The sequence below is a fragment of the Halopseudomonas xinjiangensis genome (genome assembly GCF_900104945.1).
Lineage (GTDB): Bacteria > Pseudomonadota > Gammaproteobacteria > Pseudomonadales > Pseudomonadaceae > Halopseudomonas > Halopseudomonas xinjiangensis.
This window is the reverse complement of the sequence record NZ_LT629736.1, coordinates 2,133,881-2,159,920: the sequence shown is the minus strand read 5'-3', so window position 1 is coordinate 2,159,920 and position 26,040 is coordinate 2,133,881. Positions and strand designations below refer to the sequence as shown.

Sequence of the window (26,040 nt, the reverse complement as noted above, 5' to 3'; positions counted from 1 at the left end):
TGTCAGTCGTCGCGCCGCTACCCTTCTCAAATAAGGTGTTCGCTGTCGCAGAAGCGGGTGAGCACCTTGATCAGATATTCAGCATCTCTGCTGCCCGCCAATTCCCGGATCGAGTGCATGGCGAACGTCGGCGCGCCGATGTCTACGGTGCGCACCCCGACTCGACTCGCGGTGATCGGACCTATAGTGCTCCCGCAGCCCATATCAGAACGCACGACGAAGCTCTGTACTGGCACGTCAACCTGTTCACACAGGTGGCGGAAGAAAGCTGCTGTTTCGCTGTTGGTGGCGTAGCGCTGATTGCTGTTGATCTTGATGACCGGGCCGCCGTTGAGGCGCGGACCGTGGTTGGCATCGTGGCGATCGGCAAAGTTGGGATGCACCGCGTGAGCGTTGTCGGCCGACACCAGCAGCGAGCGTTGGGTGATCTGAATGCGCTGCGTTCTGTCCGAAATGATGCGGTACAACACATCCTCCAGGAACGGCCCGTCAGCCCCGCAGAGCGAAGTGGAGCCGACTTCCTCATGATCGGTGCAGATAAGAAGGCAGGCTTGCTGTTGGTTGCTGCCGATTAGCGCAGTGAGGCCTGCATGGCACGACAAGAGGTTGTCCAGCCGCGCCGAGGCGAAGAAATCGCCGTCCAGCCCTATGGTGCTCGGCGGCTGCGTATCGTAGAAGCTGAGTTCGTAATCCAGTACCTGCACCGGCTGGCTGTCCAGGTGTTGCTGGGTCAGCTCCTGCAACAGCAGGGCGCGCAGATCCCGGCTGGGATCAAGTGACATCGCCAGGACAGGCGGCAGATGTGTTTGCGCATTGATGTTGAGCCCGTCGTTCACGCCTCGATTCAAATGAATGGCCAGGCTGGGAATCACCGCTATGGGCTGCTTGAAGTCGATCAGTTCGCTACGCAGGACACCGTCGGTGGTGCGAAACGTGACCCGCCCGGCGAGCGACAGATCACGATCGAACCAGGGCGCGAGTAGCGCCCCACCGTACACCTCCACCCCGAGCTGCCATAGCCCCTGCTGGTTCATCTCCGGCTGCGGTTTGACTCGCAGGCAAGGGCTATCGGTATGCGCGCCGATCATGCGGATGCCGCGTTCGAGCGCGCCTGCCTCGCCCATGGTGAACGCTACCAGTGATGAGCCGTTGCGCGTGACGAAATAGCGCCCGCCCGGTTCCAGCGTCCAGTCTTCGCGCTCCTCGAGCTGTTCGAAGCCTGCCAGCGACAATCGTGCGACGAGGCTGGCTGTCGCATGAAAGGGGGTCGGTGAGGCCTGGATGTAATCGGCCAGGTCCTGGTTGATTGCGCTATGTGTCATGCAAATCCTCGAGTCGTAAGGCTCAGAACGGAGCTGGGCTATCGAACACCATGCGCGTACCCGTGAGCGGATGGCGGATGCCCAGTCGCGCCGCATGCAGGGCCAGTCGCGGACAGGCATCGAGCGCCTCGCCCTGAGCGTATAAGCGATCACCCAGCAAAGGGTGACCAAGCGAAAGCATATGTACGCGTAGCTGGTGGGAGCGCCCGGTAATCGGCGTGAGCTCCACTCGGCAGTACCGTTCAAGCCGCTCGGTAACCCGCCAGAAGGTTTGCGCAGCTTTGCCCAGTTCGTGGTCGACCATATGCCGCGGCTTGTTCGGTGGATCATAGCGCAGCGGCAAATCGATGTGGCCCGCATCCTCGGCTGGTTGGCCCCAGCAGAGCGCTATGTAGGTCTTCTCGGTTTCACGATCGTGAAACTGACGTGAGAGTTCGCGGTGCGAGTCGGGATCGCGCGCGATCACCAGCAGTCCTGATGTCTCCCAGTCGAGCCGATGCACGATGCGCGCTTCCGGGTAACCGTTTTCCTGCAGTCGCGTAATCAGACAGTCCTTGTTGTCCTCGGCGCGGCCAGGGACGGAGAGCAGAAGGGTGGGCTTGTCGACAATCAGGAAGGTCGGATCTTCGTGAAGAATTCCGATATGGGTCAGCGGCATGCGTTCAGGGTCCGGATGCCGCCCGTCGCGGGCGGCATCATGTAGAAGGTCAGGGACGTTCGGGGAGGGTGATATTCAGCTCGAGCACCGAACAGTCGTCCTGATTGTCGAGGGCAACGTGCACCTGGTCGCGGTCGATCTTCACGTACTTGCTGATCACGTCGATGATTTCCTGCTGCAGTTGCGGCAGGTAGTCAGGTTGCGAACGCTGGCCGCGCTCATGCGCAACGATGATCTGCAGACGCTCCTTGGCGATCGACGCAGGCGAAGTGGTCTTTTTCCGGTCACGGAAGTAGTCGAAGAAGCTCATCAGCGACCTCCGAACAGGCGTTGCAGCAGGCCCTTTTTCTGAGCTTCAAGGAACCGGTGAGGTTTTTCCTCGCCAAGCAGACGGTCGACCGCGTCGCTATAGGCCTGACCGGCATCGCTCTTGTCGTCCATGATCACCGGGATACCCTGGTTCGACGCCTTCAGCACGGCTTGTGACTCCGGAATCACACCCAGCAGCGGAATCGAAAGGATGTCCTCCACATCGCTGACCGAGAGCATCTCGCCGTTTTCGACGCGTGCGGGGTTGTAACGGGTCAGCAGCAAATGCTCGCTTATCTTTTCACCCGATTCGGCGCGGCGCGACTTGCTTGCCAGCAGTCCAAGCATGCGGTCCGAATCGCGCACCGACGACACTTCCGGGTTGGTCACGACCACTGCCTCATCAGCGAAGTACATTGCCAGGTGAGCGCCTTTCTCGATGCCGGCGGGAGAGTCGCAAACGATGTAGTCGAAGGTTTCCTTCAGCTCGTTCAGTACGCGCTCCACGCCGTCCTGGGTCAGCGCGTCCTTGTCGCGGGTTTGCGAAGCCGGAAGGATAAAAAGATTTTCCGAACGCTTGTCTTTGATCAGCGTCTGGTTGAGGTTCGAGTCGCCATTGATGAGATTGACGAAGTCGTAAACGACCCGGCGTTCGCAACCCATGATCAGATCCAGGTTACGCAGGCCGACATCAAAGTCGACGATCACGGTTTTGAACCCACGCAGGGCGAGTCCGGTGCCGATGGCGGCGCTGGTGGTGGTTTTGCCCACGCCGCCCTTGCCTGATGTGACGACTATGACTTTTGCCAAGATGATCTTCCTGTCGGAGTTGTTATTGATGTGAGCGCGCGCCGGTTGCAGCGTCGTGCGCGTCACTGCGATCGGTTAGGGAAGAGCCTGGAAAATGACCAAAGGTCACGAACGGCGGGCATTCCCGGATGGCTGCACAGTATCAGTCAAAGGGGCACTATCTTCAAGGTTTCGCGGTCCAGGCTGATCTGCACGGCGGTCTTCCATTGCTGGCGGCGCAGATCTTCCGCCACCTTATATTGTCCGGCGATCGACACCAGCTCGGCTTCCAGCGATTGGCAGAATATCCTCGCCTCGCTGTTGCCACGCACACCGGCCAGCGCGCGTCCGCGTAGCGGACCGTACACATGGATATTGCCATCGGCGAGAAGTTCCGACCCCGCGCTGACCGGGGCCAGCACGACCAGGTCACCGCCGCGGGCGTAGACCTGCTGGCCGGAGCGCACCGGCTGGGTAATGAGCCGTCCGGGCAGGTTCTCGGCAACTGGTTGCGGTTCGGCTTCACGCTTGGGTGCGGCGGGTTGCGGCGCCGGCTCGATCTCCACGGTCTTCTCGCGACCACGGCCGGGCGGCATCAGTACCAGCCCTGATTCCTGTGCGAGAGGACGAAAGTGCTCCGCGCCGCGCAGGGCTACCGGTTGCAGTCCGCTTTCGCGGCAGATGCGTAACAGGTGCGCCAGGGTCGTAGCGTCCAGTTGACCGCCTAGCTTGTCCAAGCTGATCACTACCGGAGTATCCTGGAAAAAATTCGGTGCCTGTTCGACCTTTTCCGCCAGTTGCCGCGCGAAGCGCTCGGGTTCCTGGCGCACCAGCTCGATAAGGGTCATGGTCAGCATGCCACCCTTGAGATGGAAAACGGGCTCGTTGTCGAGCAGGTCTAGATTCGAATCAGCTGTCATGTCACATCCACGGAACACGGTTTGTGGGCACACTTATATAGATTGACCGCGCTGATCGCAACCCGCGTCCGGCTTGGGTAGAATGCGTTTTTTGCCTCGATGGATGGTCGGATGAGTCACCCCGGTTTCAGCGCTGCAATGCTTCACCCGCGAAATTGGCCCATGTGGGCGGGGTTGGGTCTGTTGTGGTTGGTGATCCAGCTTCCGTATCCGACGATCCTGGCGATCGGTCGGTTGCTGGGTCGGGCGATGTACCATGTGATGCCCGAGCGCCGGCACATTGCCGAAACCAATCTTCAGCTGTGTTTTCCCGAATGGTCCGCCGATCGTCGCCAGCAGCTCCTCCGGCAGAATTTCGAGTCCAACGGTATCGCATTGTTCGAGATGGCGATGGCCTGGTGGTGGCCGCGCAAGCGTCTGGCGAGGCTGGCACATGTCGAAGGGCTTGAGCATCTGCAGCAAGCTGCCGCGGCGGGACGGGGCGTGGTATTGATGTCGATGCACTTCACCACGCTGGAAATTGGCGCCGCCTTGCTGGGGCAGAAAGCGACCATTGATGGCATGTATCGCGAGCATGCCAACGCGGCTTTCGATTTCGTCCAGCGGCGCGGACGTGAACGGCACAACGCGGATGCGATGGCGGTCGAGCGCGAAGACGTACGCAGCATGCTCAAATCCATGCGTTCGGGACGAGCGATCTGGTACGCGCCGGATCAGGATTACGGCCGCAAGGCGAGCGTGTTCGTGCCATTGTTCGGTGTGCAGGCCGCGACGGTCACCGCGACCAGTACATTTGCCCGTCTCGGCAAGGCGCTGGTCATCCCTTTTACCCAGACACGCTTGCCGGATGCGCAGGGCTACCGGCTGATCATCCATCCCCCGCTCGAAGACTTTCCCACCGGTGACGAAACGGCTGATGCCTTGCGTATCAACCAATGGGTCGAGCAGGCGATCCTGCAGCAGCCTGAGCAGTACATGTGGGTACACCGCCGGTTCAAGACGCGCCCCGAAGGCGAAGCGCGTCCTTACCCGAAACGCCGACGCAGGAAGCGTCGGCCACGGTAAAGCGCTAGCCGGAGGGTTAGCCCACCACCAGCACGCGCAGCGCGTCCAGTCTGACCTTGGCCTGACGCAAGGCTTCGCCGCCGCTGTGCTTTTGATGTTCCAGCGCGGTTATCTCGCTTTCACGCACCAGCGGATTCACCTCACGTAGCGCCTTCATGCGTTCGATTTCCTCGTCCATCTCGGCATGAAACTGCGCGGTCGCACGCTCCACCAGTTCCTGATGCTGTACATCCGCCAGTGCTTCGGCGCGGTCGATGAGTTGCTCGACCGTATCGCGCTGGCTTTTGGCGATCTTGCTGGCCAGATGCTTCGGTAGGCCTTCCAGTTGCGCCTGGAGCGTATCGAAGCTCACCTTCGCCCCCAGATCATTGCCACTGACATCCAACAGGCAGCGAATCGGCGTCGGCGGCAGGTAGCGCTGCATCTGCAGCGTGCGCGGGGCGATGGCCTCGCTGACGAACAGGCACTCGAGCAGCAGCGTGCCGGGCTTGAGCGCCTTGTTCTTGAGCAGCGCCACCGCGCTGTTACCCATGCTGCCGGAGAGAACCAGATCCATGCCGCCCTGGAGCATTGGATGCTCCCAGGTGACGAACTGCATGTCCTCTCGGCTCAGTGCGGTTTGCCGATCGTAGGTAATGGTCACGCCTTCTTCGTCACCGAGCGGGAAGCCGGCGTCCAGCATCCTTTCGCCCGGACGCAGTACCAGCGCGTTATCGGAATGATCTTCGCTATCGATGCCGAACACATCGAACAGCTTCTCCATATAGATAGCGAGTTGCGGATCGTGGTCCTGGCGTTCGATCTCGTCGATCATGGCTTCCGCGTCTCCGCTGCCGCGCGAATGCAGTTCGAGCAGACGGTCGCGCCCGTTGTGCAGATCCTCTTCCAGTTCCTGCCGGCGCTTGTCGGCCTCGTCAAGCAACGTAGCCCAGCGAGCTTCCTGTGGATGATCGAGCTGCTCCAACAATGCACTACCGAACTCGTGCTGCAATGCATTGCCGGTTGGCGACGTCGCCAGGAAGGCATTGAGCGCTTCGTGGTACCACTGAAACAGGCGCTGCTGCGCGGTGCCTTCCAGGTAGGGCACGTGCAGTTGAATGGTTTCGCGCTGGCCGATGCGGTCCAGGCGGCCGATGCGCTGCTCCAACAGGTCGGGATGCGTCGGCAGGTCGAACATCACCAGATGGTGGGCGAACTGGAAATTGCGTCCTTCACTGCCGATTTCGGAGCAGATCATCACCTGGGCGCCGAATTCCTCATCGGCGAAGAAGGCGGCGGCGCGGTCTCGCTCGACAATGCTCATGCCTTCGTGGAAGACCGTCGCCGGGATCCCGGTGCGCACGCGCAGTCCGTCTTCCAGATCCAGTGCGGTTTCAGCGTGCGCGCAGATGACCAGCACCTTGCTTCGCTTGAGTATCTTCAGTGTATCGATCAGCCAGTCGACGCGCGGGTCGTCCTGCCACCACGCCGTCTCGACCGGCTCGAACTCATCCTGCAAGCCGACTTCGGGATACAGCGCAGTGCGGCCTTCGACGTCGGCATAAATGTCGGGGCAGGGCAGCGGATGGGCGTGTAGTTGGCGTTGCGGGAAGCCGGCAATAGCGGCCCGGGTATTGCGATAAAGAACGCGACCCGTGCCGTGGCGGTCCAGCAGCTGGCGAACCAGGCTGTCGCGAGCCTGGGTGCCGCCTTCGGCGAAGCGATCGAGCAGAGCTTCAGCCTGCGGCCCGAGGAAATCGACGATAGCGGTTCGTTGATCTGTGCTCAGCGTATTGGCATCGAGCAGGCTTTGTACCGCATCGGCGACCGGCTGATAACGGCTGGATTCCTGACGGAAGGCGTCCAGATCATGGAAGCGGTCCGGATCGAGCAGGCGTAGGCGGGCGAAGTGACTAGCCTGACCTAACTGCTCGGGGGTTGCTGTAAGTAGCAGTACGGCTGGTATGGCGTCGGCCAGCTTTTCGACCAGAGAATACTCGGCACTCGGCGCATCCTCGTGCCAGACGAGGTGATGCGCTTCGTCGACGACCAACATGTCCCATTGGCTTTCCAGCAGGTACTCGCGCGTCTTGTCGTCAGCCAGAAGCAGGTCCAGCGATACCAGGGCAAGCTGTTCCTCTTCGAATGGATTGGATTCGGCGCCCTCGCAGCGGTCCGCATTGAACAGTGCGAAGCGAAGATTGAAGCGGCGACGCATCTCCACCAGCCATTGGTGCTGCAGATTCTCGGGCACGAGGATAAGTACGCGCTTTACCCGTCCGGTCTGCAACTGGCGGTGAATCACCAGGCCGGCTTCGATGGTCTTGCCCAGGCCTACTTCGTCAGCCAGGAGCACCCGTGGGTGAATGCGATCGGCGACGCTGCGGGCGATATGGAGCTGATGCGGAATGGGCTGAGTGCGGACGCCGGCCAATCCGAGCAGGTGCGAACGCTGGATACGTCCGTAGTGCCGCAGGCTCTCGTAACGCAATCCGAACCAGCCCTGGGGGTCGATCTGACTGGCGAACAACCGGTCGCTGGCGAGCCGGAACTGGATGAAGTTATCCAGCATCGTCTCTTCGAAACGCGCCGACGAGCCGTCCTCCCGATGGCCGTGATAGACCAGCAGGCCGTTTTCCTCAGAGACGTCATTGACCGTTAGGGACCAGCCCTCGTGATGGCCGATGTTGTCGCCCGGCGTGAAACGAACGCGGGTCAGCGGTGCATTGCGCAGCGCGTAATGGCGGGTTTCGCCACTGGCCGGAAATAATATGACGACCAGGCGGTCGTCCTGCGACAGTACCGTACCCAGGCCCAGTTCCGATTCGCTGTCGCTCACCCAGCGTTGCCCCGGGGTAAATACGGTCATGCTCTGCTCCCATCTCGAAAAAGGCCGGTATGGTAAACCGATCGTCTCGCAGCGACCACCGCCACGTTCCGGCCGGCGACCGCTGCCATCAGCGTGCTTTGATGCTCAGGTTGTGAAGCAATTCACTTAGCAAGGGATAAAAATCCGCGTTTCACAGTCGATACAGTTTAGACGATTGACCGAATTGAGAGCCGCCCGGGCCGGGCGAGCGAGGCCATCCATGCTGATCCCAGGGCTACCGCCTGTTGGTGCACAAAACGATACGATCAAACGGTCGCGCGAAATACAGCCAACCGCCCGTAGCGAAGTCGTTCATGAGGCTGCCGCAGAACCGGCGGAGCGCCGTCGCCGCGACCGTGGACGCTTTCCCGATCGGCGCCGCCGCCGGCGCGCAGGCCGGTTGCTGGTTGGCCCCGACACCCCGGTCGAGACCATTACCGACATGCCTGCCAAGGGTTTGCTGGTTGACATAGAAGTCTGAGCCAGTGCTACGCTCGCTGCGTTAGCCTGGAGATAACCTGGATGTCCGATCAGACCGAATCCGCCCCCGTCATCGACCTGCAACAGGAACGCCAGACGCGGCGGCATGATCTGCACGAAGCGCGGCTGGCCAAGGTACGCGCTGCCTTCGAGAAAGCCCTTCCCTTGCCGGCACCCAAGGTGTCCAAGTCCCGCCGTAGCAAAAAGAAGAAGCCCAAGCGCTGATTGGTTCGCTTAATTGATCCTGGTCAATAACCCGCCCGAGCTGGAGGGATAATCTTGAATCGTGGACGAATTCAGGAGGTCCCCGACATGTTTATCGACGAGACAGTTATTGCTGGCGTTATCACCGTAGGGTTGATGATTGCCTTCCTCAGCGGCTTTGCCGTGTTCATCTGGCGCGACAGCCAGAAGCAGGGCAAGGCATCCAGACGCCCCTGATGCGCTGAGTTATCCCTCTTTTCAACGTGCATGGCTCGCAAGGCGTTTGGCGACCTCCCGAAAGGGTAGGTCGCTTTTTTTTTGGACGAGCGGGCTGGGCAACCGTCTGCCGATCCAATACTGTATATAAAAACAGTATTGATGAGGAGGCGTATGTCCTTTGTCGAACCCATGCGCGGTCGCGGCACCTCGCAGAATCTGCCCAATCGTTTCGCCCCGACTGTGTCCGAATCGCATGATGATGGCTGGTTTCAGGACGTCCCGGCTGCCCGCGTGGTAACCGAGGTCCGCGAAGAACGGGCGAAGACGATCATTGCCCGGAATACCTCGCCGGATATCGGCTTCGACCGGTCGATCAATCCCTACCGCGGTTGTGAACATGGATGCATCTATTGCTACGCGCGCCCAAGCCATGCCTATTGGGACATGTCCCCTGGCCTGGATTTCGAGACCCGGCTGATCGCCAAGACCAATGCGGTGATGCTGCTGGAGCAGGAGTTGCAGAAGCCGGGTTATCAGTGCGCGCCGATCCACATGGGCGGTAACACCGATATCTACCAGCCAATCGAGCGCGACCGACGCATCACGCGCGGATGCCTTGAGGTTTTGCTGCGTTATCGTCATCCGGTGACCCTGGTCACCAAGAGCGCGATGGTGCTCCGCGACGTGGATCTGCTATCGGAGCTCGCTCGGTTGCGGCTGGTCAGGGTGATGGTCAGCGTGACCACGCTGGATAACGAACTCAAGCGCACCCTCGAGCCGCGCACCGCTGGCCCCGCCGCCAGGCTGAAGGTCATCCGCACGCTTACCGAGCATGGCATTCCGGTTGGGGTGATGTGTGCGCCGATGATCCCGATGGTCAACGATGCCGAGCTGGAATCCATCCTCGAAGCGGCGAGCGAGGCCGGCGCCACCAGCGCATCCTATATCCTGCTGCGTCTGCCGAACGAAGTGGCTCCGTTATTCGAAAATTGGTTGCATACGCATCTGCCGCAGCGGGCCGCGCACGTGCTGAGTCTGGTCCGCCAGTGCCGGGGAGGGGAACTCTACGACTCCAGCTTCGGCAAGCGGTTCAAGGGAGAAGGGCCATTTGCCGCTCTGCTGGCGCGTCGCTTCAGTCTTGCCGTCAAACGCCTTGGTTTGAACGAGCGAGATGGTCGCGAACCTCTGGATTGTTCGCAGTTCGCGCCGCCGGGCCAACAGATGGCGCTGCTTTGACAGGCTAGCTTGGCTCCGCGAGCAGAGTTAGCATGACGATTTCCCGGAGCGAATGATGGTCGACCGTGCGTTACCCAAGCGCTGCGAAGCCTGCGCACGGCCTTCCTCACGTTGCCTGTGCTCGACGATTCCCCGGCTGCACAGTAGTACCCGCATGCTGATCATCCAGCACCCCAGTGAGCGACATCACGCGCTCAATACCGCGAGGTTTCTAGCCGCGGGGCTGGTCAACGCCGAGCTGCATGTCGTCGAACACATAGCGCCGGGTTCGGCCTTGTACAGCCAGCTCGCAGACCCCGCCCGACGAACCGAGGTCCTGTTCCCGGGCCCGGGGGCGTCATCGTTGGCACGGGCTGCGGACCCGCGCGAGCATCAGTTGGTGCTGCTCGATGGCACTTGGCGCAAGGCACGCAAGCTGCTGCACCTCAATCCGATCCTCGCCGTTTTGCCGCAGGTTGCGCTTGCTGCTGGCCTGGCCAGTCGTTACAGGCTGCGCAAGGCGCCGGCCCCGGGCGCGCTGTCGACGATTGAAGCGGGTGTCGCTGCGCTGGAGGTGCTTGAGCCGGACAAAAGTTTTCAGGCCTTGCTGCGTCCGTTCGACCGTCTCATAGAAGAGCAAATCGCATCGATAGGCACAGAACTCTATCGGCGAAACTACCTGAAGCCGGGCTCGGCAGACAGCGGCTCGGATAGGTAGCGCTCGTTACGCAACGCCATTCGCAGCGTTTATATTGCCACATGATGCCGGTTGGCCTCGCTCCTTCTCGTTAGACTGTCCTCAAGCTTCGCACATACAACAACGATTTCCGCGGATCGTCGCGGTACAGGGGCAACCATGCAAAACAGCGGCCAGAGAGTAGTCATCACCGGAGCAGGCAGCGGGCTTGGACGCGAGCTGGCGTTGCGCTACGCACGCGCCGGGGCTCGATTGGCGCTGGCGGACATGAACACTGAAGGGCTTAAGGAAAGCCTGGCAATGATCGAAGAGCTGGGCGCCTGGGGCTTCACCGAGCGTTGCGACGTGCGTGACTTCAGCCAACTGGCGGCCCTTGCCCAGACGTGTCAGGAACGTATGGGCGGCATCGACGTGCTGATCAATAACGCCGGTGTTTCCAGTGGCGGTTTCTTCTGGGACCTCACTCTGGAAGACTGGGAATGGCAGATCAGCATCAACCTGATGGGCGTGGTCAAGGGATGCAAAGCGTTCATGCCGATGCTGATGGAACAGCGCAACGGTCGGATCATCAACATCGCGTCAATGGCAGCCTTGATGCAGGCGCCCGGCATGAGCAACTACAACGTTGCCAAGGCGGGTGTCGTGGCCTTGTCCGAGAGCCTCATGGTCGAGCTCGGGCCCCTGGGTATCAAGGTGAACGTGGTCTGCCCTTCATTCTTCCAGACCAATCTGCTCGACTCCTACCGTGGCCCGGATCAGGCCTCGAAGGAGCAAGTCGCGCAGCTGCTGAAGAGCTCGCCGATTACCGCGGCCGATATCGCCAACATAATCGTCGAGCAAAGCGAAGCCGATCGCTTCATGATTTTGCCGCATGAGAGCGGCCGCCAGGCATGGGCTGCCAAGCAGGCCAATCCGCAGGTCATCTACGATGAAATGACCCGCCTGACGATAAAGAAGATGGAGGCTGCCGGCCGCTGAGCGCCCCGGCACGTCTGCCTTAACGGGGACCGGTTTTTTTGAGAAGTGCGGCCGATGCCACTGGCGTCGGCTTGTGGCACAATGCGTTTTCATCCTGATTCAGGTTAATCGGAGCGTATTCGTGTCCACCAGCTTGCGCGGAGCTATGGATGGCCTCTGAGCTGCGAAACATCGCGTTCGTGCTGTGGCCCGGTACCCATCCGGGAACCATCATGCCCGGACTGTCCGTGTTGCGCTCGGCCAACCGCATGGCGGGGTATGACTGCTACGCGGTGCGTTGCTACACGCTCGATGAACAACCGATCGTTACCGAGGAAGGCTGGCACCTGCCAGCTTGGCCGTGGCGCGCGCCCAGCGAGCCGCTGTCCCGATTATGGCTTGCCGCCGACGCTCAAACGTTACCGGACCACGTTTCGCCGCCATTGCTGCAGCAGTGGCGGGCGCTGGCGCGCGATGGCGTCGGTCTTGGGGCGCTGGAAGGCGGAGTCGTACCGCTCGCATTGAGTGGCCTTCTCGATGAGCATCGCTGCGCAGTGCATTGGCGCTTGATTGATGAATTTCGCGAGCGTTTCCCGGCGGTTACCGCAACCAGCCAGCTCTTCGAGCAGGACCGCGGCCGACTCACCAGTAGCGGGGCGCAGGCGACGATCGATCTGTTCCTCGCCCTGCTGGCCGAGGATCACGGGCAGGACCTCGCCGCGCTGGTTGCAGAAGACCTGATCGTCGAGCGCATCCGCGATGGCAGCGAGCGGCAGCGTGTGCCGTTGCGCAACCGGCTGGGCAGCACGCATCCCAAGCTGACCCAGGCGGTGATCCTGATGGAGTCGAATATCGAAGAGCCGCTGACCACGGATGAGATAGCCCGTCACGTGTGCGTCTCGCGCCGTCAGCTCGAACGCATTTTCAAGCAGTATCTCAACAGTGTGCCGTCGCAGTACTACCTTGAGCTGCGGCTCAATCGCGCCAGACAGATGCTGATGCAGACAAGTAAATCGATTATTCAGATCGGTCTGTCTTGCGGCTTTTCTTCAGGTCCGCACTTTTCCAGTGCCTACCGCAATTGTTTCGGAATCACTCCGCGTGAAGATCGCAACCAGCGCCGGGCTCAGCAGGCGATGGACCCCGTCACGCGGGAATTGTAAAGACTTTGATAGCCCGGCCGAGGCCGGGCGACAGGAGATAGCGATGCACGCGACGCAGGTAACCCGGTCCGATTTCGACCGGCTCATGGTCCCCAACTATGCACCGGTAGACATGATCCCCGTGCGTGGTGAGGGCTCGAGAGTGTGGGATCAGGAGGGGCGCGAATACATCGACCTGGCGGGCGGCATCGCGGTCAACGCCCTGGGACATGCGCATCCGGGCATGTTAGAGGCGCTGACTGACCAGGCCGGCAAGCTCTGGCACGTATCCAACGTGCTGACCAATGAGCCGGCCCTGCGCCTTGCCTCGAAGCTGATCGCTGCGACCTTCGCCGACAGGGTGTTCTTCGCCAATTCAGGCGCGGAAGCTAACGAGGCCGCTTTCAAACTGGCGCGGCGCTGGGCGCACGATACCGCAGGCGCACAGAAGAATCAGATCATTGCCTGCACCAATAGTTTTCATGGGCGCACCCTGTTTACCGTCAGTGTCGGCGGTCAGCCGAAATACTCCCAGGGATTCGGTCCTGCCCTCGAGGGCATCAGTCACGTCCCCTATAACGATATTGCCGCGCTGGAGCAGGTCATCTCCGCTGAAACCTGCGCGGTGGTGATTGAACCGATTCAGGGTGAAGGTGGCGTCATTCCTGCGGATCACGAGTATCTCGCTGCGGTACGCAAGCTGTGTGACCAGTACAACGCCTTGCTGATCTTCGACGAGGTCCAGAGTGGCATGGGGCGCACGGGCAAGCTCTTTGCCTATATGCATAGCGGCGTCGAGCCGGACATCCTGACCAGTGCGAAGAGTCTCGGCGGCGGCTTCCCCATCTCTGCCATGCTCACTCGCGAGTCAATCGCTGCGCATTTTGGTGTTGGTACGCATGGCAGCACCTACGGCGGCAATCCGCTGGGCTGCGCGGTGGCTGAACGGGTGCTGGATATCGTCAATACCGAGGAGGTGCTGCGCGGAGTGGAGCGTCGTTATCAGTTGCTTGCCGACGGTCTCATGGCGCTTTCACACGACATTCCGGTGTTCGAATCGATCCGCGGCAAGGGCTTGCTGATCGGTGCGGTGCTATCCGAAGCCTGGCGCGGTCAGGCTCGGCAGATTCAGGAGGCCGCGCAGAAGGAAGGCTTGCTCGTCTTGCAGGCTGGTGCCGATGTCATGCGTCTCGCGCCGAGCCTGATCATTCCCGAGGCGGATATTGCCGAAGCCTTGCAGCGGTTGCGTAAAGCGCTGGCTGGTTTGGCCGGCTGACGTGCGGAGCCTCTGATGCTGATCCAGCGCTTGTGCACATTGGACGATCTCGCCGAGATAGAGCGGCTGGCCGCCGTTAGTCCGGTTGGCGTCACCGCGCTCCCGGTCGAGCGGGAGCGCCTGGTCGCGATCATCGAGGCTTCGCTGGCGTCGATGGCGGACGATGTCACGTTCAGCGGTGAAGAGCGCTACTTCTTTGTTCTGGAAAACAGCGCAGACCAAAGGCTGGTCGGTTGCAGCAGCATCATTGCTTCGGCGGGGTTCAGTCACCCGTTTTATACTTTCCGCAATGAGATGTTTGTCCACGCCTCGCGCGAGCAAGGTTTGCATAATCGCATCCACGTCCTTTCGCTCTGCCACGATCTCACGGGGCACAGCCTGCTGGCTGGCTTCCACCTCGATGAAGCGGTGCAGCAGGATGTAATGTTGCGCTCGCTGAACGTGCGAGGCCGGCTTCTATTCATGGCAAGCCATCCTCAACGCTTCTCTGAATCGACGGCGGTGGAAGTCGTCGGTGTGAGTGACGCGGAGGGGAACGCACCATTCTGGGACGCGGTCGGTCGGCATTTCTTCGCCGTCAGCTATCTCGAGGCCGAGCAGCTCGGTAGCACCCGCGGCCGCCACTTTCTCGCCGAGCTGATGCCGGGCTATCCGATCTATGTCCCCATGCTCTCCGATGCGGCCCAGGAAGTGATTGGCCAGGCCCACGCGTCCGCCGAGGAGGTATTTGATATCCTTCTTCAGGAAGGTTTCGAGACTGACGACTATGTCGATATTTTTGACGGCGGGCCGGTCGTCCGGGCTAAGACATCAGTCCTGGGCAGCATTCAAAATAGCCAATGCGCGACAGTGCGGATAGGCCAGCCGCAGCCGTCGGGCTCAGCGTGGCTGGTGTCGAACCAGAAGGTGAAGGACTTCCGTGCGGCAATGCTGGACCTGGAATGGACACCTGGCGAGGAACTGGTTCTGAGTGTCGAGCAGGCCCTGGCGCTGCAAGTCGAAGATGGTCATCAGGTTCGCTTGGTGTGGGAGGCATGAGCATGTTGGTTCGCGCAGCTCGAGTCGAGGACCTGGATCGTCTGTTGCATCTCGCCGGGGGGGGCGGGTCGGGATTGACCAGCCTGCCGGCCAGTGAGGAGCGCCTGGCGCAACGTCTGGAGTCCGTTCAGGCGAGCTTCGAGGGGGGCGTGGCTCCGGCTGATGCCGATTACCTTTTTGTGCTCGAAGACGAGGCCGGCCAGGTCGTGGGAACCAGCGGCATGCTTGCCGCTGCGGGGCTTCGGGAGCCCTGGTACAGCTATCGCATGGGTCTGACCGTCACGGCCAGTCGCGAACTGAACGTATATCAGCAGCATCCGACGCTTTTCCTGGTCAATGATCTGACCGGCGCGACTGCTCTATGCTCCTACTATTATCTGCCCTCCGAGCGGCGCGGGATCGAGACCAGTCGTCTGCTATCCAAGGCGCGTTTCTTGTTCATCGCGGAGTTCGCCGCAGAATTTTCCCCTCGGGTGATCGTGGAAATGCGTGGGCTCTCGGACATCGATGGCCGGTCGCCGTTCTGGGACAGTCTCGGCAAGCATTTCTTTCGTATGGAGTTCGCTCGCGCCGACTATCTGACGGGCATAGGCAGCAAAGCATTCATTGCTGAAATGATGCCAAAATTTCCGCTATACGCCTGTTTTCTCAGCCAGGCCGCGCGCGAGGCAATTGGCCAGGTGCATCCTGATTCCGAACTGGGTCTGGCCATGTTTCGTGAAGAGGGGCTGACCCACCAGGGTTATATTGACATTTTCGACGGCGGTCCGACCCTGGAGGCGCCGTTGGCTCAGGTTCGTGCCATCAGTGAAAGCCGGCTGCTTGTTCTGGCTACAGGCACACCTGGCGACGAAGCGGAAACCTTTCTTATCCATAACCGCGGCCGGCAGAACTGCCGGATTATCGCCGCCCCCGCCCGGATGGCGGCCGGCACGCTGGTCGTTTCAATCGAGTCGGCGGAGCGCCTGGGTCTGCGAGCAGGGTCGCCGGTACGCGCTGTTTCGCTTGTCGGACGGTCGTCCGGCGGGTCCCTCATTTAGCCGTTACCAACTGGCATCGACTGGCGCCAGTCGCTATGGTGACGATAGCCAATATCAAGCGGTCGCCTGATGCAAGCGCGACCGTGATGCCTATATAATGCCGCTCTTTGCCGGGTTTGTGCCCGGCCGATACGCACCGTGGTAAGGGATATATGAAAAGCGCAGAGATCCGTGAAGCCTTCCTCCGCTTCTTTGAAGAGAAGGGCCATACCCGTGTCGCCTCCAGCTCGCTGATTCCGGCGAACGATCCGACGTTGCTATTCACCAACGCTGGCATGAATCAGTTCAAGGACTGCTTCCTCGGCCTCGAAAAGCGCGCCTATACCCGTGCTACAAGTAGCCAGAAATGCGTTCGCGCAGGCGGAAAGCACAACGACCTGGAAAACGTCGGCTACACCGCGCGTCACCACACCTTCTTCGAAATGCTCGGCAACTTCAGCTTTGGCGATTATTTCAAACGCGACGCGATTCACTACGCCTGGGAATTTCTGACGTCCAGTGATTGGCTGGGGCTGCCCGCAGAAAAGCTCTGGGTCACTGTGTACGCCAGTGACGACGAGGCTTACGACATCTGGACCAAAGAGGTCGGTGTTCCGGCCGAGCGCATGGTACGGATAGGCGACAACAAGGGCGCGCAGTATGCGTCGGACAACTTCTGGGCGATGGGCGATACCGGCCCTTGCGGGCCTTGCACCGAAATCTTTTTCGATCATGGTCCCGAGATCTGGGGCGGCCCGCCCGGTAGCCCTGAAGAAGACGGCGACCGCTACATCGAGATCTGGAATAACGTGTTCATGCAGTACAACCGCTCAGCGGACGGGCAGATGCAGCCGTTGCCGGCGCCGAGCGTGGATACCGGCATGGGTCTGGAGCGGATCAGTGCCGTATTGCAGCATGTGAACTCGAACTATGAGATCGATCTGTTTCAGAGCCTGCTCGAAGCAGCCGCTCGGGCGATCGGTCGCGAGAAGGACGGCGAAGCGTCGCTGAAGGTGGTCGCCGATCACATCCGTTCGTGCAGCTTCCTTATAGCCGACGGTGTCCTGCCGTCGAACGAAGGCCGTGGCTATGTCTTGCGGCGGATCGTTCGTCGCGCTTGCCGGCACGGCAACAAGCTCGGCGCTCAGGGTGCGTTCTTCTACAAGATCGTCGCCGCTCTGGTAGCGGAGATGGGCGGCGCGTTTCCGGAACTCGAAGCCCAGCAGGCGCATATCGAACGCGTCCTGAAGACCGAAGAAGAGCAGTTCGCCAAGACACTGGAGCAGGGCCTCCGGATCCTCGAGCAGGATCTGGCGGGACTGTCCGGTAAGGAAATCCCGGGCGAAATCGTCTTCAAGCTGTACGACACCTACGGCTTCCCGATGGACCTCACCGGAGACATCGCTCGTGAGCGCGGCCTGACGCTGGACGAAGCTGGCTTCGAATCGGCGATGGAAGCACAGCGCGAACGCGCGCGTTCGGCCAGCCAGTTCAGTGTCGACTACAACGCTTTATTGAAGGTTGACGCCGAAACCCGCTTCCAAGGTTATGACGGTACCTCCGGTTCGGGCCGCATTGTCGCGATCTTCTGCGAAGGTCAGGCAGCAGATCGGCTCGAGGAAGGCCAGTCCGGTGTCGTGGTGCTCGACGAGACGCCCTTCTATGCGGAATCCGGCGGTCAGGTTGGTGATACCGGTTATCTGGAGGGTGCAGGGGTGCGTTTCGACGTGCGCGATACCACCAAGGGTGGCAACGCGCATCTGCACCATGGCGTGGTCGCCAACGGCAGCCTCAGCGTCGGGGCGACCATCCGTGCAGTCGTCGACGACAGCGTCCGCCAGGCAACCAAACTTAATCATTCGGCGACGCATTTGCTGCATGCAGCGTTGCGCCAGGTTCTTGGTGAGCATGTCCAGCAAAAGGGTTCGTTGGTCGACAGCCTGCGTCTGAGGTTCGATTTCAGCCATTTCGAGGCAATCAGCGCCGAACAATTGCGTCGCATCGAGGACATGGTCAACGAGCAGGTTCGCTTGAATACGGACGTCGCCATTGAAGTCACCGACATCGAGACAGCCAAGCGCAAGGGCGCCATGGCATTGTTCGGTGAGAAGTACGGCGAACAGGTACGGGTGTTGACCATGGGTGGCGGATTTTCCGTGGAGCTCTGTGGTGGCACGCACGTTAGTCGCACCGGTGACATCGGGCTATTCAAGATCACCAGCGAAGCCGGTGTCGCAGCGGGGGTGAGACGAATCGAGGCGGTCACCGGTCAGGTCGCTCTGGATTATCTGGTTTCGCTGGAAGATCAGCTTCGTCAGGTTGCTCAGCTGGTCAGGGGCTCCCGGGAGAACACACTTGACAAGGTTTCCGGTCTGGTCGAGCGCAGTCGCCAGCTTGAAAAGGAAGTGGAGCAGCTCAAAGCCAAGGCCGCCAGTGCCGCTGGCAGTGACCTGGCGAGTGCGGCGCAGTCCGTGGCCGGAATGCAAGTACTGGTCAAGCGCATCGACGGTGCAGACGGCAAGGCGCTGCTGGCGCTGGTAGATCAGCTGAAGAACAAGCTGGGTTCGGCCGTGATCATGCTCGGGGGCGAGCTGGACGGGAAGGTGGTACTGGTTGCCGGCGTTACCAAGGATCTGGTTGGCAGGGTCAAAGCGGGCGATCTCATTCGCCACGCCGCGACGGCGGTTGACGGGAAGGGCGGCGGTCGCCCGGATATGGCTCAAGGTGGCGGTACCGAACCGGCCAAGCTGAACAGTGCTCTGTCGTTGGCGCTCGACTGGATCGCTCAGCAATAACAACAGGTTTTCATTCAGGGCAGGGCCTTTGGCTCCTGCGCAAGGTCGGGCAACCGACGGCCAGTGGGGTTGGTGCAACAAGATGGCACTTATTGTCCAGAAGTTTGGGGGTACGTCGGTAGGCAGTGTCGATCGGATTCGCCAGGTGGCCGAAAAGGTCAAAGGCTTCCGTCAGCGTGGTGACGATATCGTCGTCGTGGTCTCGGCCATGAGCGGCGAAACCAATCGTCTGATTGATCTGGCCAAGCAGATTCAGGCGGAGCCTGACGCGCGTGAGCTGGATGTTATCGTGTCCACTGGCGAGCAGGTCACTATCGGCTTGCTGGCGATGGCATTGAAAGCGATCGACGTGCCAGCGGTTTCATATACCGGCGCGCAAGTGCGTATCGTCACCGACAGCGCTTTCAACAAGGCGCGAATCCAGAAGATCGACGATGATGCCATCCGCGCGGACCTGTCCGCGGGAAAGGTGGTGATCGTCGCCGGCTTCCAGGGTGTGGATGAACAGGGCAATATCACTACGCTAGGCCGTGGAGGCTCGGATACCACCGGCGTCGCGCTGGCCGCCGCTCTGAAGGCGGATGAGTGCCAGATCTATACCGATGTCGACGGGGTGTATACCACCGATCCTCGCGTCGTCGAGAGCGCCCGCCGGCTGGACAAGATCACCTTCGAAGAAATGCTGGAGATGGCCAGCCTCGGCTCGAAGGTACTGCAGATCCGCTCGGTGGAATTCGCTGGCAAATACAACGTACCGCTGCGCGTGCTGCATAGTTTCAAAGAAGGCCCCGGCACCCTTATCACTCTCGAGGATAATGCATCGATGGAACAACCCGTCATTTCCGGTATCGCATTCAATCGCGATGAAGCCAAGCTGACCATTCGCGGCGTGCCGGACACTCCCGGCGTGGCGTTCAAAATCCTCGGGCCGGTGAGTGCCGCCAACATCGAAGTGGACATGATCGTGCAGAACGTTTCTCACGATAACACCACTGACTTCACCTTCACGGTGCATCGCAATGATCTGCGCAAGACCGAAGACATTCTGCGCAAGGTGGCCAGCGAGATCGGTGCTCGCGAGGTCGGCGGCGATAATCGCATCGCCAAGGTCTCGATCGTCGGTGTAGGTATGCGCTCGCACGCTGGCGTGGCCAGCAAAATGTTCGAGGCGTTGTCCCGCGACGGCATCAACATTCAGATGATCTCTACATCGGAAATCAAGATTTCCGTCGTCATCGATGAAAAATACCTCGAACTCGCTGTTCGCTCCTTGCACTCCGCGTTCGAACTCGACGCCGACGCCGACGCCGACGCCGACGCTAGCGGTTCCGATCACCTCTAATACGACCTTTCCAGTATCCGGGGCGCACCGATTGCGTCCCGATGAGGTGCGGTTTCAGGCAGCCGCACCCGCTGTCGGCAACGAAGGTGCGACCGCTTCGCCGCTACATCGAACCGACAAGGGGATGTGTGGTCAACTAGTCAAGCCAGCAAAGGCCGCCGACAGGCAACTAGCCGGTTTTTTTGCAGACTGCAGTGTCCTGATCAAGCAAGGAGAAAGGAATGCTTATTTTGACTCGACGGGTTGGTGAGACCCTGATGGTAGGTGACGAAGTGACGGTAACCGTCTTGGGTGTCAAGGGCAACCAGGTTCGAATCGGCGTTAACGCACCCAAGGAAGTAGCGGTTCACCGCGAGGAAATCTACCAGCGCATCCAGAAAGAAAAGGATGAAGAACCAAATAGCTAATTTTATTGGGGATTTTCATTGCATTGAGTAATGCGCGCAGGTACTATGCAGCGCGTGTTACGGAGAGGTGGCCGAGTGGCCGAAGGCGCTCCCCTGCTAAGGGAGTATACCTCAAAAGGGTATCGCGGGTTCGAATCCCGCCCTCTCCGCCACTTTGTGGATTGTAGGTGTCAAGCGTTAGTTTCTGATTCCAAAGGGAAAAAACTGTTTGACAGGGCAAATAAAGCCTCTATAATTCGCACCCACAACGCACTCGTAGCTCAGCTGGATAGAGTACTCGGCTACGAACCGAGCGGTCGGAGGTTCGAATCCTCCCGAGTGCGCCATACGAAGAAACCCACCGGTTAATACCCGGTGGGTTTTTTTTTGCCCGTGCCCAGGGGCGGGCGACTGAGCTGCGGGCAAAACCTGCTAGGCTTGGATGCTGAATTCCGGGGGCAGCTACCACTGCTCGTGCCGTATCGTCGGGTCCCGCCCGCCAGAGAAGTGCTGCCTATGTCTGAGCTGAACAGAAAATCTCCCGAAAGCCTTCAGGATCGTCTCGAGCAGGTGGTTTGCCTGCTCGAACACGAAGTAGCCGGGGAAGAGAGTCTGGATCAGCGCGGCAGTCTCGACGAGCTTCAGCTCAAACTCGAAGAGCTACATCCCGCAGATGTCGCCTACATCCTTGAATCGCTTCCGCTGGACCAGCGCCTGACGGTATGGCAATTGGTCAAATCCGACCGCGACGGCGAAATTCTTCTCGAAGTATCTGATGCCGTCCGCGAAACACTGATCGCAGACATGGACAGCCACGAGATCATCGCAGCGGCGAACACGCTGGACGCCGATGAGCTCGCCGACCTGGCGCCGGACCTGCCACGCGACGTGGTTCGCGAATTGATGGATACGCTCGACGCCCAGCAGCGCGAGCGACTCAAGTCGGCCCTTTCCTATGATGATGACCAGGTCGGTTCGTTGATGGACTTCGACATGGTCACCATCCGCGACGACGTTACGCTCGAGGTCGTCAGCCGATACCTCCGGCGCTTCGAGATTCTTCCCGATCACACCGACAAACTCTTCGTGGTCGACACTGAAGGTGTGTTGAAGGGGGTGCTCCCGGTGAAGAAGCTGCTTGTCAGCTCCCCAGACGAGCTTGTCGGAGATGTGATGTCGGATGATCCGGTCGTGTTCAACCCGCTGGATGACGCCGGCGAAGCCGCTCAGGCCTTCGAACGCTATGACCTGATTTCCGCCCCGGTGGTCGACGAGCAGGGAAAGCTCTTCGGTCGTCTCACCATCGATGAAATGGTCGACTATATCCGCGAAGAGAGCGAGGCAGAGGTGCTGAACGCCGCCGGTCTCCGTGAGGAAGAAGATATATTTGCGTCGGTTTGGAAATCCGTACGGAACCGTTGGGCATGGTTGGCGATCAATCTCTGCACCGCGCTAATAGCTTCTCGGGTGATTGGCCTTTTTGAAGGTGCGATCGAGCAATTGGTCGCGCTGGCTGCACTGATGCCGATCGTGGCTGGAGTTGGTGGTAATTCCGGCAACCAGACGATAACCATGATCGTTCGCGGTCTGGCAACGGGTCAGGTCCAGGCGGCACATGGTAAGCGGCTCATCCGAAAGGAAATGGGCGTTGCGCTCATCAATGGACTGTTCTGGGGGCTGGTGCTGGCGTTGATTGCGTATGCCCTGTACGGCAATGCAGCGCTCTCGCTGGTGTTGCTTGCTGCGATGACCCTGAACATGTTGCTCGCGGCGTTCATGGGGGTTGTGATTCCGCTGGCCCGGGTAAGCATGGGAGGAGATCCCGCGTTGGGCTCCAGTGTGATGATCACTGCCATTACTGACAGCGGTGGCTTTTTCATCTTCCTTGGAATGGCGACCATCTTTCTGCTGTGAGTTAGGCCCCGCAAGGGGCGATATGTCGCGTGGTTTGCCATAAATGTCACATCAGGATACATTAGACCGGTTTTGCGCTTCAGTAGGGTCGTTTCGCGCCGCCTTTTTGCGGTGCGGCCCTGCTGGTTACTTGAATCGCCCTCGGGCGGAATGGCACAGGAGTGCCGCAGGATCGCGGAGATAAGATGAACTCATCCGACTTGCTCGTAGAAGGCGTGGAGCTGATGCTCCTGGGGATGGGGTCGGTATTTACCTTCCTCATTATTCTGGTATTCGTCACCGGCATCATGTCCCGGTTGATCGATCGCTTCGTCCCCGTTCCCGCTCCGGTTGCCAAGCCGGTACGCAAGGCGCCGGCCACCGATGCCGTCGACCCGGAACTGCTTTCCGTCATCGGCGCTGCGGTCAAGCAGCACCGCGCACGCCGCCGTTCCTGACCACCTTGCGCAGCATCATTATTAAAATCACAAAGGCCATAAGACTATGACCGATACTAAAAAGCCGTTGGGCATCACGGACGTCATCCTGCGGGATGCGCACCAATCGATCCTCGCCACCCGTATGCGTCTTGACGACATGTTGCCGATCGCCGGCAAGCTCGATCAGGTCGGATTCTGGTCGGTTGAATCCTGGGGCGGCGCCACATTCGACGCCTGCATTCGCTACCTGGGCGAAGATCCCTGGGAGCGTATCCGTGAACTCAAACGCGCCATGCCCAATACCCGCCAGCAAATGCTTCTGCGTGGTCAGAACCTGCTCGGCTACCGTCACTATGCTGACGACGTGGTAGAGCGATTCGTCGAGCGTGCCGCGGTAAACGGTGTCGACGTGTTTCGCGTCTTCGATGCGATGAATGACCCGCGTAATCTGGAAACTGCACTGAAGGCAGTCAAGAAGCAGGGCAAGCATGCCCAGGGCACGATTTCCTACACCACCAGCCCGGTGCATACGGTGCAAATGTGGGTAGACCTGGCCAAGACCATCGAAGATCAGGGCGCCGACTCCATCGCCATCAAGGACATGGCCGGGATTCTGAACCCCTACATCGCCTTCGATCTCGTCAGCCGACTGAAGTCGACGCTGAGCATTCCGGTTCACATGCAGTGCCACGCTACGGCGGGACTGTCCACTGCCGCCATTCTAAAGGCAGCAGAAGCGGGGATCGACAACGTCGACACCGCCATCTCCTCGCTATCGATGACCTACGGACACTCGCCGACCGAATCGGTCGTGGCGATCTTCCAGAACACTGAACGTGACACTGGGCTGAATCTCGAGCTGCTTGAAGAATGCGCTGCGTATTTCCGCGAAGTGCGGAAAAAATACGCCAAGTTCGAAGGCAACCTCAAAGGCGTCGATTCACGCATTCTGGTTGCGCAGGTCCCTGGCGGCATGCTCACCAATATGGAAAGTCAGCTGAAAGAGCAGGGCGCAGGCGACAAGTTCGACGAAGTGCTTTCCGAGATTCCGCGCGTACGCGAAGACCTGGGCTTCATTCCACTGGTAACGCCGACGTCCCAGATCGTTGGTACTCAAGCGGTCATCAACGTACTCACCGGTGAGCGCTACAAATCGATCACCAAGGAAACTGCGGGTATCCTCAAGGGGGAATACGGTGCAGCGCCGGCCGCTTTCAACCGCGAGCTGCAGGCTCGCGTCCTCGATGGTGCTGAAGAGATCACCTGCCGTCCGGCCGATCTGTTGGAGCCGGAAATGGACAAGCTCACTGCAGAGCTCCGCGGACTGGCGAAGGAAAAGAACATCAAGCTGGCCAGCGACGAAATCGACGACGTGCTGACCTACGCTCTGTTCCCGCAGATCGGTCTGAAGTTTCTGGAGAACCGCGGCAATCCCGACGCGTTCGAGCCGGTACCTACCGGTAACGAGGCGGCGCCCGCCGGCAAGCCAGGCGAGCCCGAGGTGTACACCGTCAACGTCAACGGCAAGGATTTCGTTGTCCAGGTTTCCGATGGCGGCGACATCACTGGAATCAAGACTCTGGGTGGCGGAACGTCCTCCGCGGCGCCAGTTGGCGCACCGGTTGGAGAAGGCACTCCTCAGACCGCTCCACTTGCCGGCAATATCTTCAAGGTTCTGGTACAGCCCGGCGATGCAGTGGATGAGGGCGAGGTGGTCATGATCCTCGAAGCCATGAAAATGGAAACCGAGGTACGGGCTGTCAAAGCCGGTACGGTCGGTACCGTCAACGTGAAGGTCGGCGACGCGGTACAGGTCGGTGACACTCTGCTGACGATAGGCTAAGGGAGACAGTCATGGAGAAGCTTCTCCAGTTGTGGCATACCACTGGGCTGTATCACATCGAGCCCGGCCAGATTGTAATGATCGTCGTCTGTTTCGCGCTGGTCTATCTGGCTATCCGCAAGGGGTTCGAACCTTTGCTGCTGATCCCGATCGGCTTCGGCGGCATTCTGGCGAACCTCCCGGTTGCGAACATGGCGGAAGGAACCGGCATACTTCATCTCATCTACGAGGTAGGTCTGCCTACGAGCGTCTTCCCTTTGCTCATCTTCATGGGCGTAGGTGCAATGACCGACTTCGGTCCGATGTTGGCCAATCCTCGCACGCTTCTGCTGGGCGCTGCGGCTCAGTTCGGTATTTTTGGGACGCTATTGGGTGCTATCGCGCTAACCGCCTACAGCATTCCGGGCTTCGAGTTCACATTGAAGGAGGCCGCTTCGATCGCGATCATTGGTGGCGCGGACGGTCCGACCTCCATCTTTGTGACGTCCAAGCTGGCACCTGATCTGCTTGGCCCCATTGCGGTAGCGGCCTACTCGTATATGGCGCTGGTGCCTCTATTGCAGCCGCCGATCATGCGGGCACTGACCAACGAAAAGGAGCGAGCGATCGTCATGACGCAGCTTCGCGTGGTTAGCAAAACCGAGAAGATCATGTTCCCGCTGGTTCTGTTGATGCTGGTAGGCTTGCTGCTCCCGGACGCTGCGCCGCTGGTTGGTTTCCTGTGCTTTGGTAACCTCATGCGCGAGTCTGGGGTTGTGGAGCGTCTGGCTGACACCACGCGTAATGCGCTGATCAACATCGTCACCATCGGTCTGGGTCTTGCGGTGGGTTCCAAGCTGTCATCCGAGGCGTTCCTGCAGCTCAAGACCCTCGGTATTCTGGTCCTGGGGATGATCGCATTCTGCGCAGGCACGGCAGCGGGGGTACTGATGGCCAAGCTGATGAACGCAGTCAGCAAGCAGGCGATCAATCCGCTGATCGGTTCGGCCGGGGTGTCGGCAGTGCCGATGGCTGCGCGGGTGTCGAACAAGGTTGGTCTGGAGTCGAACCCGCAGAACTTCCTGCTGATGCACGCGATGGGTCCGAACGTCGCAGGGGTCATCGGCTCGGCGGTTGCAGCGGGGGTTCTGCTCAACTTCGTAGGCTAAGAGAAGCCGGTGATGCTATCGCCGGCCATAAAAAA

General features: G+C 60.1%; 24 protein-coding genes and 2 tRNA genes. 20 read left to right on the top strand and 6 right to left on the bottom strand.

Going from position 1 to position 26,040, the window contains the following annotated elements; genetic code table 11:
* Positions 1–26: 26 nt before the first annotated feature.
* The 5 genes from BLT85_RS09885 to minC all read right to left on the bottom strand — a co-directional run bounded on the left by BLT85_RS09885 (position 27) and on the right by minC (position 3,998).
* Positions 27–1,322, bottom strand: coding sequence for a M18 family aminopeptidase (locus BLT85_RS09885; protein WP_093393977.1), 1,296 nt, complete (start codon positions 1,320–1,322; stop codon positions 27–29).
* A gap of 22 nt (positions 1,323–1,344) precedes the next feature.
* Positions 1,345–1,980, bottom strand: coding sequence for an RluA family pseudouridine synthase (locus tag BLT85_RS09880; protein WP_093393974.1), 636 nt, complete (start codon positions 1,978–1,980; stop codon positions 1,345–1,347).
* A gap of 49 nt (positions 1,981–2,029) precedes the next feature.
* Positions 2,030–2,290 (bottom strand): cell division topological specificity factor MinE, encoded by a 261-nt coding sequence (gene minE, locus BLT85_RS09875; RefSeq protein WP_093393970.1) that lies wholly within the window; start codon positions 2,288–2,290, stop codon positions 2,030–2,032.
* Positions 2,290–3,099: a septum site-determining protein MinD gene (gene minD / locus BLT85_RS09870; RefSeq protein WP_093397611.1), complete on the bottom strand. Its 810-nt coding sequence runs from the start codon at positions 3,097–3,099 to the stop codon at positions 2,290–2,292. Before minD ends, minE begins: the two co-directional genes overlap by 1 nt.
* A 146-nt stretch (positions 3,100–3,245) precedes the next feature.
* A complete protein-coding gene (minC, locus tag BLT85_RS09865; protein WP_093393967.1) occupies positions 3,246–3,998 on the bottom strand; it encodes a septum site-determining protein MinC in 753 nt (250 codons plus the stop codon).
* A gap of 111 nt (positions 3,999–4,109) precedes the next feature.
* On the opposite strand from minC, the gene BLT85_RS09860 reads away from it, so the two are divergent.
* Complete coding sequence (locus BLT85_RS09860; protein WP_093393964.1) at positions 4,110–5,063, top strand: lipid A biosynthesis lauroyl acyltransferase; 954 nt, start codon at positions 4,110–4,112, stop codon at positions 5,061–5,063.
* 16 nt (positions 5,064–5,079) lie between these two features.
* Here BLT85_RS09860 and rapA read toward each other — a convergent pair whose 3' ends face one another.
* The gene (gene rapA / locus BLT85_RS09855; protein ID WP_093393961.1) at positions 5,080–7,911 is read right to left on the bottom strand and encodes an RNA polymerase-associated protein RapA; all 2,832 of its coding nucleotides are present in this window, start codon (positions 7,909–7,911) and stop codon (positions 5,080–5,082) included.
* Positions 7,912–8,131: 220 nt separating this feature from the next.
* Here rapA and BLT85_RS09850 point away from each other — a divergent pair, with 220 nt between their 5' ends.
* The 19 genes from BLT85_RS09850 to BLT85_RS09765 all read left to right on the top strand — a co-directional run bounded on the left by BLT85_RS09850 (position 8,132) and on the right by BLT85_RS09765 (position 26,005).
* Complete coding sequence (locus BLT85_RS09850; protein ID WP_093393954.1) at positions 8,132–8,392, top strand: hypothetical protein; 261 nt, start codon at positions 8,132–8,134, stop codon at positions 8,390–8,392.
* A 41-nt stretch (positions 8,393–8,433) separates the two neighbouring features.
* Positions 8,434–8,616 (top strand): hypothetical protein, encoded by a 183-nt coding sequence (locus BLT85_RS09845; protein WP_093393951.1) that lies wholly within the window; start codon positions 8,434–8,436, stop codon positions 8,614–8,616.
* An 87-nt stretch (positions 8,617–8,703) separates the two neighbouring features.
* The gene (ccoM, locus tag BLT85_RS16680; RefSeq protein WP_331456737.1) at positions 8,704–8,832 is read left to right on the top strand and encodes a cytochrome c oxidase subunit CcoM; all 129 of its coding nucleotides are present in this window, start codon (positions 8,704–8,706) and stop codon (positions 8,830–8,832) included.
* Positions 8,833–8,985: 153 nt separating this feature from the next.
* Positions 8,986–10,050 (top strand): PA0069 family radical SAM protein, encoded by a 1,065-nt coding sequence (locus tag BLT85_RS09840; protein ID WP_093393948.1) that lies wholly within the window; start codon positions 8,986–8,988, stop codon positions 10,048–10,050.
* A 55-nt stretch (positions 10,051–10,105) separates the two neighbouring features.
* The gene (locus BLT85_RS09835; RefSeq protein WP_093393944.1) at positions 10,106–10,747 is read left to right on the top strand and encodes a tRNA-uridine aminocarboxypropyltransferase; all 642 of its coding nucleotides are present in this window, start codon (positions 10,106–10,108) and stop codon (positions 10,745–10,747) included.
* A 138-nt stretch (positions 10,748–10,885) separates the two neighbouring features.
* Entirely contained in the window at positions 10,886–11,704 is an 819-nt protein-coding gene (locus BLT85_RS09830) for an SDR family oxidoreductase (protein WP_093393941.1), read from the top strand.
* Between the two features lie 149 nt (positions 11,705–11,853).
* Positions 11,854–12,846: a GlxA family transcriptional regulator gene (locus tag BLT85_RS09825; RefSeq protein WP_093393938.1), complete on the top strand. Its 993-nt coding sequence runs from the start codon at positions 11,854–11,856 to the stop codon at positions 12,844–12,846.
* A gap of 37 nt (positions 12,847–12,883) precedes the next feature.
* Positions 12,884–14,101, top strand: coding sequence for an aspartate aminotransferase family protein (locus BLT85_RS09820; protein WP_407920173.1), 1,218 nt, complete (start codon positions 12,884–12,886; stop codon positions 14,099–14,101).
* Between the two features lie 15 nt (positions 14,102–14,116).
* Entirely contained in the window at positions 14,117–15,139 is a 1,023-nt protein-coding gene (locus BLT85_RS09815; protein WP_093393932.1) for an arginine N-succinyltransferase, read from the top strand.
* A 2-nt stretch (positions 15,140–15,141) separates the two neighbouring features.
* Positions 15,142–16,179, top strand: coding sequence for an arginine N-succinyltransferase (gene astA, locus BLT85_RS09810; protein ID WP_093393929.1), 1,038 nt, complete (start codon positions 15,142–15,144; stop codon positions 16,177–16,179).
* Positions 16,180–16,331: 152 nt separating this feature from the next.
* Complete coding sequence (gene alaS / locus BLT85_RS09805; RefSeq protein ID WP_093393926.1) at positions 16,332–18,953, top strand: alanine--tRNA ligase; 2,622 nt, start codon at positions 16,332–16,334, stop codon at positions 18,951–18,953.
* An 82-nt stretch (positions 18,954–19,035) separates the two neighbouring features.
* Positions 19,036–20,295: an aspartate kinase gene (locus BLT85_RS09800; RefSeq protein WP_093393923.1), complete on the top strand. Its 1,260-nt coding sequence runs from the start codon at positions 19,036–19,038 to the stop codon at positions 20,293–20,295.
* Positions 20,296–20,516: 221 nt separating this feature from the next.
* Complete coding sequence (gene csrA / locus BLT85_RS09795) at positions 20,517–20,702, top strand: carbon storage regulator CsrA (RefSeq protein WP_022963267.1); 186 nt, start codon at positions 20,517–20,519, stop codon at positions 20,700–20,702.
* Between the two features lie 61 nt (positions 20,703–20,763).
* A tRNA-Ser gene (locus BLT85_RS09790) sits at positions 20,764–20,854 on the top strand.
* 97 nt (positions 20,855–20,951) lie between these two features.
* A tRNA-Arg gene (locus BLT85_RS09785) sits at positions 20,952–21,028 on the top strand.
* 169 nt (positions 21,029–21,197) lie between these two features.
* Positions 21,198–22,595, top strand: coding sequence for a magnesium transporter (gene mgtE / locus BLT85_RS09780; RefSeq protein WP_093393921.1), 1,398 nt, complete (start codon positions 21,198–21,200; stop codon positions 22,593–22,595).
* Positions 22,596–22,780: 185 nt separating this feature from the next.
* A complete protein-coding gene (locus tag BLT85_RS09775) occupies positions 22,781–23,032 on the top strand; it encodes an OadG family protein (RefSeq protein WP_093393918.1) in 252 nt (83 codons plus the stop codon).
* A gap of 46 nt (positions 23,033–23,078) precedes the next feature.
* Positions 23,079–24,857, top strand: a complete 1,779-nt coding sequence (gene oadA / locus BLT85_RS09770) for a sodium-extruding oxaloacetate decarboxylase subunit alpha (protein WP_093393915.1) — start codon at positions 23,079–23,081, stop codon at positions 24,855–24,857.
* Positions 24,858–24,868: 11 nt separating this feature from the next.
* Positions 24,869–26,005 (top strand): sodium ion-translocating decarboxylase subunit beta, encoded by a 1,137-nt coding sequence (locus BLT85_RS09765; RefSeq protein WP_093393913.1) that lies wholly within the window; start codon positions 24,869–24,871, stop codon positions 26,003–26,005.
* The last annotated feature ends 35 nt before the right edge of the window (positions 26,006–26,040 follow it).